Source organism: Pseudomonas sp. SO81, assembly GCF_030374125.1.
GTDB lineage: Bacteria > Pseudomonadota > Gammaproteobacteria > Pseudomonadales > Pseudomonadaceae > Aquipseudomonas.
In genome coordinates this window covers 1026863-1039818 of sequence record NZ_CP126126.1, presented here as the reverse complement: position 1 = coordinate 1039818, position 12956 = coordinate 1026863, and the positions used below count along the sequence as shown (strand labels likewise).

13 protein-coding genes and 2 riboswitches are annotated in these 12956 nt (G+C 68.0%); of the genes, 10 read left to right on the top strand and 3 right to left on the bottom strand.

Features of this window, described 5'->3' with window-relative positions; genetic code table 11:
• Positions 1-303 precede the first annotated feature (303 nt).
• Positions 304-1377 (top strand): 3-deoxy-7-phosphoheptulonate synthase, encoded by a 1074-nt coding sequence (locus tag OH686_RS04965; RefSeq protein WP_289536542.1) that lies wholly within the window; start codon positions 304-306, stop codon positions 1375-1377.
• A 5-nt stretch (positions 1378-1382) separates the two neighbouring features.
• On the opposite strand, the gene cobN is transcribed toward OH686_RS04965, so the two are convergent.
• Both cobN and cobW read right to left on the bottom strand, forming a co-directional pair.
• Complete coding sequence (cobN, locus tag OH686_RS04960; RefSeq protein ID WP_289536541.1) at positions 1383-5117, bottom strand: cobaltochelatase subunit CobN; 3735 nt, start codon at positions 5115-5117, stop codon at positions 1383-1385.
• A gap of 149 nt (positions 5118-5266) precedes the next feature.
• The gene (gene cobW, locus OH686_RS04955) at positions 5267-6316 is read right to left on the bottom strand and encodes a cobalamin biosynthesis protein CobW (RefSeq protein WP_289536539.1); all 1050 of its coding nucleotides are present in this window, start codon (positions 6314-6316) and stop codon (positions 5267-5269) included.
• A gap of 95 nt (positions 6317-6411) precedes the next feature.
• Positions 6412-6616, bottom strand: a riboswitch (cobalamin riboswitch).
• Between the two features lie 60 nt (positions 6617-6676).
• Positions 6677-6899: riboswitch (cobalamin riboswitch) on the top strand.
• Positions 6900-7081: 182 nt separating this feature from the next.
• On the opposite strand from cobW, the gene OH686_RS04950 reads away from it, so the two are divergent.
• From OH686_RS04950 to cobM, 4 genes are read left to right on the top strand one after another with little or no spacing between them, the layout of a single operon-like run.
• Positions 7082-7267 carry a CbtB domain-containing protein gene (locus OH686_RS04950; protein ID WP_225580665.1) on the top strand — a complete coding sequence of 62 codons (186 nt, stop codon included), beginning with the start codon at positions 7082-7084 and terminating at the stop codon, positions 7265-7267.
• 11 nt (positions 7268-7278) lie between these two features.
• Positions 7279-8001 carry a CbtA family protein gene (locus OH686_RS04945; protein ID WP_289536536.1) on the top strand — a complete coding sequence of 241 codons (723 nt, stop codon included), beginning with the start codon at positions 7279-7281 and terminating at the stop codon, positions 7999-8001.
• Positions 7979-8392: a cobalamin biosynthesis protein gene (locus OH686_RS04940; protein WP_289536535.1), complete on the top strand. Its 414-nt coding sequence runs from the start codon at positions 7979-7981 to the stop codon at positions 8390-8392. Before OH686_RS04945 ends, OH686_RS04940 begins: the two co-directional genes overlap by 23 nt.
• A 14-nt stretch (positions 8393-8406) precedes the next feature.
• Positions 8407-9174, top strand: coding sequence for a precorrin-4 C(11)-methyltransferase (gene cobM, locus OH686_RS04935; RefSeq protein WP_289536533.1), 768 nt, complete (start codon positions 8407-8409; stop codon positions 9172-9174).
• Here cobM and OH686_RS04930 read toward each other — a convergent pair.
• Positions 9143-9439, bottom strand: a complete 297-nt coding sequence (locus OH686_RS04930) for a hypothetical protein (RefSeq protein WP_289536532.1) — start codon at positions 9437-9439, stop codon at positions 9143-9145. The two genes, cobM and OH686_RS04930, sit on opposite strands and share 32 nt — an antisense overlap.
• Positions 9440-9508: 69 nt before the next feature.
• Between OH686_RS04930 and OH686_RS04925 the strand changes: the two genes are divergently transcribed.
• The 5 genes from OH686_RS04925 to OH686_RS04905 all read left to right on the top strand — a co-directional run bounded on the left by OH686_RS04925 (position 9509) and on the right by OH686_RS04905 (position 12926).
• Positions 9509-10180, top strand: coding sequence for a DNA-3-methyladenine glycosylase I (locus OH686_RS04925; RefSeq protein ID WP_289536531.1), 672 nt, complete (start codon positions 9509-9511; stop codon positions 10178-10180).
• A 33-nt stretch (positions 10181-10213) separates the two neighbouring features.
• Positions 10214-10981: an NAD-dependent deacylase gene (locus OH686_RS04920; protein ID WP_289536530.1), complete on the top strand. Its 768-nt coding sequence runs from the start codon at positions 10214-10216 to the stop codon at positions 10979-10981.
• Between the two features lie 69 nt (positions 10982-11050).
• A complete protein-coding gene (locus OH686_RS04915; RefSeq protein ID WP_192397036.1) occupies positions 11051-11662 on the top strand; it encodes a C40 family peptidase in 612 nt (203 codons plus the stop codon).
• A gap of 89 nt (positions 11663-11751) precedes the next feature.
• Positions 11752-12267: a C40 family peptidase gene (locus tag OH686_RS04910; protein WP_289536527.1), complete on the top strand. Its 516-nt coding sequence runs from the start codon at positions 11752-11754 to the stop codon at positions 12265-12267.
• The gene (locus OH686_RS04905; protein ID WP_289536526.1) at positions 12264-12926 is read left to right on the top strand and encodes an O-methyltransferase; all 663 of its coding nucleotides are present in this window, start codon (positions 12264-12266) and stop codon (positions 12924-12926) included. The genes OH686_RS04910 and OH686_RS04905 overlap by 4 nt, the downstream gene beginning before the upstream one ends.
• The last annotated feature ends 30 nt before the right edge of the window (positions 12927-12956 follow it).

Sequence of the window (12956 nt, the reverse complement as noted above, 5' to 3'; positions counted from 1 at the left end):
TATTGGTTTAGCCAGCGGCGCGCCTGATACCCCACAGGCGCCCCAGAGCAAAGGGTCGCCACCAGCCAGTTTCACGAAACCCCGGTCGGCCACCCGACCGGGGTTTTTGTTTTTTCGGCCCACAAGGCCAACACGATGCACACAGAGGATCGAAACATGACCGCTTACACCGCCTATTACCGCAGCTACCGCAACTCCGCCTGGCGATTTAGCAGCGCTGCCGCGCACCACCGAAATTCCAGTCGAACACCCAGATAGCGCGCCGCGCGTGGCATGAGACCACGCCGGGCGAGGACCACCGCCATGAATGCTTCCGTTACCGCTCTGCGCGCACAAGCCGTGCCGCCATCCACCACTCGCCGCCGCGCAACGCCGCTGCCGAGCCCCACCGATCTGCGCCAGCGTCTGCCGCTGTCCGCCGCTCTCGCCAGCCAGGTACAGACCCAGCGCGAGGCCATCCGCGCCGTGCTCGACGGCTCCGATCCGCGCCTGCTGGTCGTCGTCGGCCCCTGTTCCCTGCACGATCCGATTTCCGCCCTCGAATACGCCGACCGCTTGGCCGCACTGGTTCCCGAGGTGAGCGACCAGCTGCTGCTGGTGATGCGCGCCTACGTCGAGAAGCCGCGCACCACCATCGGCTGGAAGGGCCTGGTCTACGACCCGCAGCTGGACGGCAGCGGCGACATGGCCGGCGGCCTGGAACTGTCGCGCCGGCTGATGCTGGCCATGCTCGAACGTGGCCTGCCAGTGGCCACCGAGTTGCTGCAGCCGCTGGTGGCTGGCTACTTCGACGACCTGCTGGGCTGGGCCGCCATCGGCGCGCGCACCAGCGAGTCGCAGGTGCACCGCGAGCTGGTCAGTGGCCTGGATGTGCCGGTGGGCTTCAAGAACGGTACCGATGGCAGCCTGTCGATTGCCTGCGACGCCATGCGCTCGGCGGCGCACCCGCACCAGCACTTCGGTGTGGACGGCCTGGGCCGCTCGGCACTGGTCGAGACCGATGGCAACCCGGATACCCACCTGGTGCTGCGCGGTGGTCATAGTGGGCCAAACCATGATGCGGCCAGCGTGGCCGTGGCGCGGGCGAGCCTGGAGAAGCAGGGCATCGCCGCGCGCATCATGGTCGACTGCAGCCACGCCAACAGTGGCAAGGACCCGCTGCGCCAGCCGGCGGTGTTGCGCGACGTGCTCGACCAGCGCCTGGCCGGCGATGCCAGCCTGCGCGGGGTGATGCTGGAGAGTCATCTGTTCGACGGCTGCCAGGCGCTGTCCAGCGAGCTGCGCTACGGCGTGTCGATTACCGACGGTTGCCTGGGCTGGAGCGGTACCGAGGCGATGTTGCGCGAGGCGGCCGAGCGGCTGCGGGCGGGGCGCTGAGGGCATCAGGACTCCTCCGCATCCAGCAGCAGGTTTTCCAGCGCCGCCTGGTACTTGCCAGGCTCCTGCCAGAGGCCGCGCTGCTGGGCCTCCAGCAGGCGTTCGAGCATGTCCTGCAACGCACCGGGGTTGTGCTGCTGGATGAAGTCGCGAGTGTCCTTGTCCAGCAGGTAGGCATCGGCCAACAGGGCGTACTGGTGGTCGTCGACCAGCTCGCTGGTGGCGTCGAAGCCGAACAGGTAGTCGACCGTGGCGGCCAGTTCGAAGGCGCCCTTGTAGCCGTGGCGCTTCATTCCGGCGATCCATTTGGGATTCACCGCGCGGGCGCGCACCACGCGGCTCAGTTCTTCCTTGAGCGTACGGATGCGCGGGTTGTCCGGCTGGCTGCTGTCACCGAAGTAGCTGGCGGCCTTGGCGCCGCGCAGGGTCTCGACCGTCGCCAGCATGCCACCCTGGAACTGGTAGTAGTCGTTGGAATCGAGGATGTCGTGTTCGCGGTTGTCCTGGTTGTGCAGCACCGCCTGTAGCTGCTGCAGGCGTTCGGCGAACTGCGCGCGGGCTGGTAGGCCCTCGGCGCCCTGGCCGTAGGCGTAGCCGCCCCAGTTCAGGTACACCTCGGCCAGGTCCGCGCGGGTCTGCCACAGGCGCTCTTCCACGGCGTTCTGGATGCCGGCGCCGTAGGCCCCCGGCTTGGCGCCGAAGATGCGCCAGCCGGCCTGGCGGCGCGCCTCGACCGGGTCCAGCCCCTGGTCCTGATGGCTCAGGGTTTCCTGCCAGACTCGCGCGGCCAGCGGGTTCATGTCTTCCGGCTCATCCAGCTCGGCCACCGCCTGCACGGCCGCATCGAACAGGCGGATCAGGTTGGCGAAGGCGTCGCGGAAGAAGCCTGAAACGCGCAGGGTCACGTCCACCCGTGGGCGGCCGAGCTGCTCCAGCGGCAGCACCTCGATGCGCTCGACCCGTTGGCTGCCGGGTTGCCACACCGGGCGCACGCCGAGCAGGGCCAGGGCCTGGGCGATGTCGTCGCCGCCGGTGCGCATGGTCGCCGTGCCCCATACCGACAGGCCCAGGCGCTGCAGATGCTCGCCCTCGTCCTGCAGGTGGCGTTCGAGCAGGCGCTCGGCGCTCTGCACGCCGATACGCCAGGCGGTGGGCGTGGGCAGGTGGCGCACGTCCACCGAATAGAAGTTGCGCCCGGTGGGCAGCACGTCCAGGCGCCCGCGGCTAGGTGCGCCGCTCGGACCCGGCGGCACGAAACGGCCCTGCAGGGCGGCCAGCAGGCCGTTCATTTCGGCGCTGCCGCAGCTATCCAGCATTGGGGCGATATGGTCGCGCAGTTCGTTCAGTACCTCGGCGCTGGCCGGGCCGGGAGCTGAGGATTCGGGTTGTTCGATCAGTTGCAGGGCCAGCAGCTCCAGGCGCTCACGGGTATCGCCACGGCTGCGCCAGGGCTCATCACTGAGTGCTTGCAGGCAATCTGGGCGCGGGCCGCGCCACGGCTCGGCTGGCTCGCCGCCGAGCGGGTCGAAGTCCAGAGCCAGATCCTGGGCCAGCGCGCGCAGCAGGCTGGCGTGCTGGCCGTGACCATTGCCACGCGGGATGCGCACCAGCGACAGCAAAGTGTTGCGGCGCAGGCGCCCGCTCGGCGATTCGCCGAAGCAGTGCAGGCCGTCGCGGATCTGCGATTCCTTGAGGTCGCACAGGTAGGCGTCCAGCTGCGGCAGCCAGCTGTCCGCATCGTCGTTGACCTGCAGACCCAGCTCGCGGTCGAGGCTGGCCTCGCGCACCTTGCGCTGGATCTCGCCGCGCAGCTCCAGGGCGCGGCGCGGGTCGAGCTGGCTGGCCTCGTAGTACTCGTCGGCCAGGCGCTCCAGGTCGCGCAGCGGGCCGTAGCTTTCGGCACGGGTCAGCGGCGGCATCAGGTGGTCGAGGATCACTGCCTGGGTGCGGCGCTTGGCCTGGGCACCCTCGCCGGGGTCGTTGACGATAAAGGGGTAGAGGTTGGGCAGCGGGCCGAGGATCGCACTCGGCCAGCAGGCCTCGGACAGGCCGACGCTCTTGCCCGGCAGCCACTCCAGGTTGCCGTGCTTGCCGACGTGGATCAGCGCGTCGACGGCGAACGCGGTGCGCAACCAGCAGTAGAAGGCTAGATAGCCATGCGGCGGCACCAGGTCCGGGTCGTGGTACACCGCCGCGGCGTCCAGCTGATAGCCGCGCGCCGGCTGGATGCCGACGAAGGTCAGGCCGAAGCGCAGGCCGGCGATCATCAGGCGGCCGCTGCGGTACATCGGGTCCTGCTCGGGCGGGCCCCAGCGCTCCAGCACGGCGCGCTGGTTGGCCGCGGGCAGGCTGGCGAACCAGCGCCGGTAGTCGTCCAGCGCCAGGCTCTGGGCGCAGGGACGCAGGTCGAGATTGTCGAGGTCGTTGGTCACGCCGCCGAGCAACTGGTGGATCAGCGCGGTGCCGTCGTGCGGCAGGCCTTCGACCGGGTAACCCTGTTGCTGCAAGGCGCGCAGGATATTCAGCGCGGCGGCCGGAGTGTCCAGGCCGACGCCGTTGCCGATGCGGCCGTCGCGGGTCGGGTAGTTGGCCAGGATCAGGGCGACGCGCTTGTCGGCGTTGGTCTTGGCCGCAAGCCGGGTCCAGCGCAGGGCCAGCTCGGCGACGAAGTCCATACCCGGCAGGTGCGGGCGGTAGCGCACCACATCGCTCTGGCTGCGCTCGCTGCGTGCGGCCACGCCCTTGAAGCTGATCGGCCGGGTGATCAGGCGGCCGTCCAGCTCGGGCAGGGCGATATGCATGGCCAGGTCGCGCGGGCCCAGGCCCTGGGCACTGGCCTGCCACTGCTCCTCGCTGTCCAGGGCGCAGAGCGCCTGCAGCACCGGCACGTCGCGGCGGAACGGCCGTTCCTGTGGCGATTCCGGGTTGGACTGGGCGAAGCCGGTGGTGTTGAGGATCACCGCCGACTCGGTTTCGTCCATCCAGGTCTCGACCTGGGCCAGGCATTCGGCTTCCTTGAGGCTGGCCACGGCAATCGGCAGCGGGTTGAGGCCCTGGGCTTGCAGGCGCTGGCAGAAGGTATCGACGAAGGCGGTGTTCCCGGCCTGCACCTGGGCGCGATAGAACAGCAGCGCCGTCACCGGCCGGCCCGGCTGCCAGTCGGCGCGCCAGTGCTCGAGGGTTGCCTCGCCATACTGCGGGTGGTGGATCAGCGTACGCGGCAGGGCGCGCGGCTCGCTCCACGGGTAGTCGCGCTGCAGCCAGCGGCTGGCGATGCAGTGCAGCAAGTGGCGCGCGTTGTCCGCGCCACCCTGGCGCAGGTACTGCCACAGGCGCTGGCTGTCCTCGCTCGGCACGTTGCTCAGCGTGGTCAGCTCGGGATCGGGACTGTCGTCGCCGGGCACCAGGATGATCCTGGTGCCCTGGCGGCCCAGTTCGACCAGGCGCTCGATGCCGTAGCGCCAGTAGCTGACGCCGCCGTGCACCGAGATCAGAATGACTTCGGCGTGGCGCAGCACTTGCTCGACGTAGAAGTCCACTGAAGCGTGGTTGGGCAGCTGCGCCGGGCTGGCCAGGCGCAGGCTGGGGAAGTCCTCGGGTAGCTCGCGCGCCACTTCGGCCAGCAGCGACAGATGCGAGTCGCCGGTGCAGAGGATCACCAGCTCGGCTGGGCTCTGGCCGAGGTCGGCGATGCTGTCGGCCGGCAGGGTGATGCCGGCCTGGGCGCGCAGCAGGTGCATGGGTTAGGGCTCCGTGCTGCCGGGGAGACCCTCACCCCCGGCCCCTCTCCCGGGGGGAGAGGGGAGCAGAAACGCGCGAAGCTTGAGAGCGCGCGCCGCTCCTACTCCCTCTCCCCCCGGGAGAGGGTTGGGGTGAGGGAAATGGGTTATCACGCCAGCGCCGCCTGCAGTTCCGCCTCGATGGCGGCGCGGTCGAGTTCCTGGCCGATCAGCACCAGGCGGCTCTGCCGCGCTTCGTCTGCACCCCAGGCGCGGTCGAAGTGGCGGTCGAAGCGCTGGCCGACGCCTTGTACCAGCAGGCGCATGGCCTTGCCGGGGATGGCGGCGAAGCCCTTGACGCGCAGGATGCCGTGCTTGGCGACGGCGTCCTTGAGGGCGGCGAGCAGGCGGGCTTCCTCGGCCTCCGGCAGGACCACGTCGAAGGAGTCGAACTCGTCGTGGTCGTGATCCTCGTCTTCCTCGTCGTGGTGGGTGCGACGGGCGTCGATGTGCAGCTCGGTCTCGCAGTTCAGGCCGAGCAGCACGTCCAACGGCAGCTCGCCGCCCTGGGCCTCGATCACCTTGACCGCCGGCGGCAGCTCCTCGGCCACCTCGGCGCGCACGGCGGCCAGGGCGTCGGCATCGAGCAGGTCGGTCTTGTTCAGCACCACCAGGTCGGCGCTGGCCAGCTGGTCGGCGAACAGCTCATGCAGCGGCGATTCGTGGTCGAGGTTCGGGTCCTGCTTGCGCTGGGCATCCACCTGCTCGGGGAAGGCGGCGAAGGTGCCGGCTGCCACGGCCGGGCTGTCGACCACGGTGATCACCGCATCCACGGTGCAGGCGGTGCGGATTTCCGGCCAGTTGAAGGCCTGCACCAGCGGCTTGGGCAGGGCCAGGCCGGAGGTCTCGATAAGGATGTGGTCGAGCTCGCTACGACGGGCCACCAGCTCGCGCATCACCGGGAAGAACTCTTCCTGCACGGTGCAGCACAGGCAGCCGTTGGCCAGCTCATAGACGCGGCCGTTGGCCTCTTCCTCGGTGCAGCCGATGGAGCACTGCTTGAGGATGGCGCCGTCGATGCCCAGCTCGCCGAACTCGTTGACGATCACCGCGATGCGGCGTCCGCCGGCGTTGGCCAGCAGGTGACGGAGCAGGGTGGTTTTACCGGCACCGAGAAAGCCGGTGACGATGGTGACGGGAAGTTTGGCGAGCGATTGCATGGCAGCCCCGGAAGCGTCGTGAAAGGGACGGACGGGCAGGGCGGGGCACGCGCGGACGAGCGAGGGCCGAACACCACCGGATCACCCCGCCCGGTTGTCGAAACTTTTGCGAGGCAGGTCTCCTGGCTTACGGCGTGGAACCTTGGGGCTCCTGATCCTTCGCCTTCCCGCCCTACAGGGCAGTGGCATTTCGAAGAATCTCGTCCGTTCACAGTTGCGGGGGCAGCCAGGGCTTGAAAGACCCTGTTCCCTCTTAGCTTCTTCGGCTGGCGAAGAAGAACCTCGGAAAGGCTGCAAGGCTACGCAGTGCCCCAAGGGCGGTCAACCGCGCGGTTGACGCTGGAGCGGGCTTCGTGATGTTCTAGAAAAGCTGTTTCAGGTGCCTCTCGCCGCCGTGCGCGAGGTGAAACGGGAAGCCGGTGGGCCCTTTTCCATGCATGGAGTGGGCGAGTCCGGCGCTGCCCCCGCAACGGTAAGCGATCGACGGGTCCTCAATGCCACTGTGCCTCGTGCATGGGAAGGCCGACCCGGTTCCTGCAAAGGCGTCGCAAGCCCGGAGACCGGCCTGAATCTTCGTTAGAACCCGCTTAGACGCTTCGTGAGCCAGGGCCTGCCGTTCATCCAGCAGGGCCGACGCGCAGCAGACGTTGAACGGGCTCGTTGGCAACCCGCGGTGGGCGGGCGCATGCCGGTTGATGGCCCTGGGCGGGTCATTTCCTCGCTGCGACCTTCTACCGGAATACCAATCCCTGGAAGGTGCTCATCATGTCCAGCCGCACGCTGTCGTCCTCCGCTTCCGTTTCGCTCCCGCTGTCCAAACGCCTGGCCATCGCCGCCGGCAGCTGCCTGCTCGGCGCACTGCTGATCTTCTTCGCCGGCTTCTCGCACATCGAGGCGATGCACAACGCCGCCCACGACACGCGCCACAGTGCCGCCTTCCCCTGCCACTGAGACCGCCTGCCATGATCAAGCGCATTGCCCAGACTGCGGGCTTCGCAGGCCTCTTGGCCGCCATCGTCCTGACCCTGCTGCAGAGCCTGTGGGTCACCCCGCTGATTCTGCAGGCGGAAACCTTCGAAACCGCCGAACCGGTTGCCGAGCACAGCCATGAGGCGCCGGTCGCTGCCCATGAGCACGAACACGAGGAGGCTGCCGGCCATAGCCACGATGGCGAGGTCTGGGCTCCCGAAGACGGCTGGCAGCGCACCCTGTCCACCGGCCTGAGCAATCTGGTGGTGGCTGTCGGCTTCGCCCTGATGCTGGCTGGTCTGTTCACCCTGCGTGCGCCGAGCCAGACCTGGCAGGGCCTGCTCTGGGGCCTGGGCGGCTTCGCCGTGTTCAGCCTGGCGCCGTCCGCTGGCCTGCCGCCGGAGCTGCCGGGCACCGCCGCCGCCGATCTGCTGCTGCGTCAGTACTGGTGGATCGGCACCGCCGTCGCTACCGCCGCCGGCCTGGGCCTGATCGCTTTCGGCCGCAACTGGGCGCTGCGTGGCGTAGGCCTGGTGCTGCTGGCCGTGCCGCACCTGATCGGCGCGCCGCAGCCGGAAGTGCACGAGAGCCTGGCGCCCGAGGCGCTGGAGCACGAGTTCATCCTCGCCTCGCTGCTGACCAACGCCCTGTTCTGGTCGGCCCTGGGCCTGGCCGCTGCCTGGTTCTTCGCCCGTGGCGAACAGCGCGACGCCTGATCCGCTGCTGATCGCTGGTCTCGGCTGCCGTCGCGGTTGCACGGTGGCCGAGCTGCGCGAGCTACTGCAACAGAGCCTGGTGCAGTTCGCGCTGCCGTTGGACGCGCTGCATGGCCTGGCCAGCAGCGCACACAAACGCGACGAGGCAGGGCTGCTGCAGCTGGCGGCAGACCTTGGCCTGCCGCTGGACTTCTACTCGGCCGAGCAACTGGCGCCCTACGAGTCGCAACTGAGTGAAGGCTCGGAGCTTGTGCGCGAGCTGACCGGCTCCGCCAGCGTGGCCGAGGCCAGTGCCCTGGCCGGCGCCAGCGCGCGCTCCGGTCGTGCGGCCGTCCTGATCTGTCCCAAGCAGCGCAGCGCCGCTGCTACCCTGGCCATTGCTCGCGCCTGACATCGGATAACACTATGACCGTCTATTTCATCGGCGCCGGCCCCGGCGATCCTGAGCTGATCACCGTCAAAGGCCAGGGCCTGATCCGCAGCTGCCCGGTGATTCTCTACGCCGGCTCACTGGTACCCGAGGCCGTGCTGCAGGGCCATAGCGCCGAGCTGCTGGTGAACACCGCCGAGCTGCACCTCTCACAGATCATCACGCTGCTGGCCGAGGCCCATGCCAAGGGCCAGGACGTGGCCCGCGTGCATTCCGGCGATCCGTCGTTGTACGGCGCCATCGGCGAGCAGATTCGCGAGTTGCGCGCGCTGCGGATTCCCTTCGAGATCATCCCCGGCGTCACCGCCACGGCAGCCTGCGCGGCGTTGCTGGAAGCCGAGCTGACCCTGCCTGAGGTGGCGCAGACGGTGATCTTCACCCGCTACGGCCACAACTCACCGATGCCGACGGGGGAGGAGCTGGGCGCCCTGGCCAGCCACCGCGCGACTATGGCCATCCACCTCGGCGTGCAGCATCTGCCGCGTATCGTCGAGGAGCTGCTGCCGCATTACGGCGCCGATTGCCCGATCGCCGTGGTGCATCGCGCCAGCTGGCCAGATCAAGACTGGGTGCGCGGCACTCTGGCGGATATCGAGGCGCGAGTAGCCGAGAAGGGCTTCCGCCGCACCGCGTTGATCCTGGTCGGCCGGGTGTTGAGCGCGGAGGATTTCGCCGGCTCGGCACTCTACGCCGAGGCCACGCGCCACCTGTTCAGGAAAGACGGCGCAGGCAGTACAGACTGAGATCGCTGTTGCTCTGGTTGTCGGCGATGGCGAGCTCGCCGCCCAGCGCCTTAAGCCGCGTGTTCAGCTCGCTGGCGTAGAGCGCCTGGCGCAAACGCGGGTAGTCCAGCTGCGGCGCCAGCCACAGGTGTAGCTGCGGTAGGCGGAAGGCCCAGTAGCCGGCCCGGCAGCCGAAGCCGGCCGCCTGCAGGCGGGCGAGCAGGGCAACATCGCCGGCGAGCACGGCCTGGCACTGGGCGAAGAAGCTTTCCACGGGATCGTTCATGGCGGCGAATATTGCGCGGCGCCAAGGGTTGCGGGCAACCTGTGCGCCTCTTTCGGGCAAGGATCTCTCATGCGTGATTATCAGTGGCTGCACGAATACTGCCTCAATCGCTTCGGCTCGGCCGCGGCGCTAGAGGCCCGGTTGCCGCAGCCGAAGAGCGACGCCGAGCTGCGCGCGCTGAGCGATGACCGCTACCTGTCGCTGATCGCCCTGCGCGTGTTTCGCGCCGGCCTCAAACACAGCCTGGTGGATGCCAAGTGGCCGGCCTTCGAGCAGGTGTTCTTCGGCTTCGATCCGCAGAAGGTGGTGCTGATGGGCGCCGAGCACCTGGAGCGGCTGATGCAGGACGAGCGCCTGATCCGCCACCTGGGCAAGCTCAAGAGTGTGCCGCGCAACGCCCAGTTCGTCCTCGACGTGCAGAAGGACAAGGGCAGCTTCGGCGCGCTGATCGCCGACTGGCCGGTGACCGACATCGTCGGCCTGTGGAAGTACCTGGCCAAGCACGGCAGCCAGCTCGGCGGCCTGTCGGCGCCTCGCTTCCTGCGCATGGTCGGCAAGGACACTTTTATCCCCACCGACGACATGGTCGCCGCGCTCAAGGCCCAGGACATCATCGACAAGGCACCGACCAGCCAGAAGGACCTGGCGCTGGTGCAGGCTGCCTTCAACCAGTGGCACGCGCAGAGTGGCCGGCCGCTGTGTCAGCTGTCGGTGATGCTCGCGCATACAGTCAATCACTGATAAAGCCGCTTTGCGGTCCGAGGAGGCAATGCCATGCAGCAGGATATTCTCCGCGTCGCCCGGGCAATCCAGCGGGCCGAGCGCATTCTGATCATCACCGGCGCCGGGCTCTCGGCGGACTCCGGGCTACCCACCTACCGCGGCCTCGGTGGTCTGTACAACGGCCTGACAGCCGAGGGCCTGCCAATCGAGGCGGCGTTGTCCGGGCCCATGCTGCAGCGTGATCCGGCGCTGTGCTGGAAGTACCTGGCCCAGCTTGGCGAGGCCTGCCTGGCCGCCAGCCCCAATGCCGGGCATGTCGCCATCGCCGAACTGCAGCGGCGCAAGCCGGGTTGCTGGGTGCTGACGCAGAACATCGATGGCTATCACCGCCAGCCGGGTTCTCCGCTGGAGCGGTTGATCGAGATCCATGGCGAGCTAGCGCCACTGTTCTGCCAGTCCTGCGGCGCCGAAGATCCCGAGCTGGCCGCGCACCTGGAAAAACCCTTGCCGCCGCGCTGCGCACAATGCGGGGGCATCCTGCGCCCGCCGGTGGTGCTGTTCGAGGAAATGCTGCCCGAGGATGCCATTGGTCGGCTTTATGATCAGGTGCGCCAGGGCTTCGAAGTGGTTATCGCGGTCGGTACTACGGCGAGCTTCCCCTACATAGTCGAACCGCTGGTGGAAGCCCGCAGGAATGGGGGTTTTACGGTGGAAATCAATCCGCAGCAGACCGATATCAGCCGCTGGGTGGATGCCCATTTATCGGGAAGGGCGTCAGACGTTTTGCCGGAACTACTGAGTCACATTCCTGGGCATTGAATTTGCAAATCATGTTCTCAGAGGGCATAGTCGCCCCCTTATAAAAACCAGACTGACACGGTCGTGCCCATGCTAAAGCGCTTCGCACCCCTCGTGCCCATTGCACTCTCAGCCCTGTTGGCGGCCTGCGCCACCCAGCAGGCGCCGCAGCCCCAGATGGATCTGGCTCAACAACCGCAAAAGCCCGTCGAGTACATGACCGACGAGCAAATGGCGGATTTCACGGACGACAAACCCTACGAGCTGCCCTCGCTGGCGGACAATATCCTGGCCCATGGCCTGTCCTTGGTCGGTACCCGTTACCGCATGGGCGGCACCTCGGCGACCAGTGGTTTCGACTGCAGCGGCTTCGTCGGCTTCCTGTTCAAGGAAGAGGCGGGCATGAAGCTGCCGCGCTCCACCCGCGAGCTGATCAATCTCGACGCGCCGCTGGTATCGCGCAGCGAGCTGGAGCCGGGCGACCTGATCTTCTTCAACAACCGTGGCCGTGGCCGCGTCAGCCACGCCGGCATCTACCTGGGCGACGACCAGTTCATCCATTCCAGCAGCAGCCGCAGCGGCGGTGTGCGGGTGGACAGCCTTGACGACAGCTACTGGAGCCGCAGCTACATGGAAGCCAAGCGCGTGCTGGCCATGGCGCCGGAGCAACCGTCCGCCGAGCGTTCGCCGCTGCATCGCTGATCCGGCCCTGATCCAAAGCAGTGCACGGGCCTTGCGCCCGTGCCTGCGAGCCGGCAGAGTAGGGCGCATTCCGGCCAGGACGACCGCCCATGCATTTCACGGCTCGCCTCTCCCTGCTAGCCCTCGCCGCGCTGCTCACCGCCTGCGCCGGCAACCCTCCCTCCCAAGAACCCAACAATCCCTTCCCCATAGTCGGCGCCAACGCCGATGACGTGGTGATCAGCGCCATCGGCCTGGAAGGCACGCCCTATCGCTATGGCGGCAACACGCCGGAGAGCGGCTTCGACTGCAGCGGCCTGATCGGCTACGTCTACCGCAACGCCGCCGGCATCCAGCTGCCGCGCTCGACCCGCGACATGATCAACCTGCGCGTGCCCAATGTCGGCCGTGGCGAGCTGCAGAGCGGCGACCTGGTGTTCTTCGCCACCAACGGCGGCGGCAAGGTCAGCCATGCCGGCATCTATGTCGGCGAGGGGCGCTTCGTGCATGCCCCCTCCAGCGGCGGCACCGTGCGCCTGGACTACCTGACCCAGGCCTACTGGCAGAAGAGCTACCTCGGCGCCAAGCGGGTCCTGGCCGCGGGCCAGCTGGCACGCCAGCCATGACCAACCGCACGCTGAACCTCGACGACGCCCTCTACCAGTACCTGCTGGACGTGTCGTTGCGCGAGGCGCCGCTGCTCAAGCGCCTGCGCGAAGAGACCGCGCTGCTGCCCATGGCGCGTTGGCAGATCGCCCCGGAGCAGGGTCAGTTCATGGCCCTGCTGGTGCAATTGTGCGGTGCACGCAAGATTCTCGAGATCGGCACCTTCACCGGTTACAGCGCCTTGTGCATGGCCCAGGCTATGCCTGAAGACGGTCGGCTGATCTGCTGCGACCTGCCCGGCGAGTACAACGCCATCGCCGAGCGCTACTGGTACGAGGCCGGGGTGAGCGAACGCATCGATCTGCGCCTGGCGCCAGCGCTGGAGACGCTCAATGGGCTAGAGCGTGGCGGCCATGGCGAGAGCTTCGACCTGATCTTCATCGACGCCGACAAGGCCAACTACACGGTGTACCTGGAACACGCCCTGGTGCTGGCGCGCAAGGGCGGCCTGATCCTGTTCGATAACGTGCTGTGGGGTGGTCGGGTGCTGGAGACCAGCCCGGACAGCGCCGATACCCGCGCGATCCAGGCGCTCAACCGCGGCCTGCGCCGCGACACCCGCGTCGACCTCAGCCTGCTGCCGCTGGGCGACGGGCTGAGCATCTGCCGCAAGCGTTAGCGCCGGCCAGCCAGGGCTGTGGCATCATCG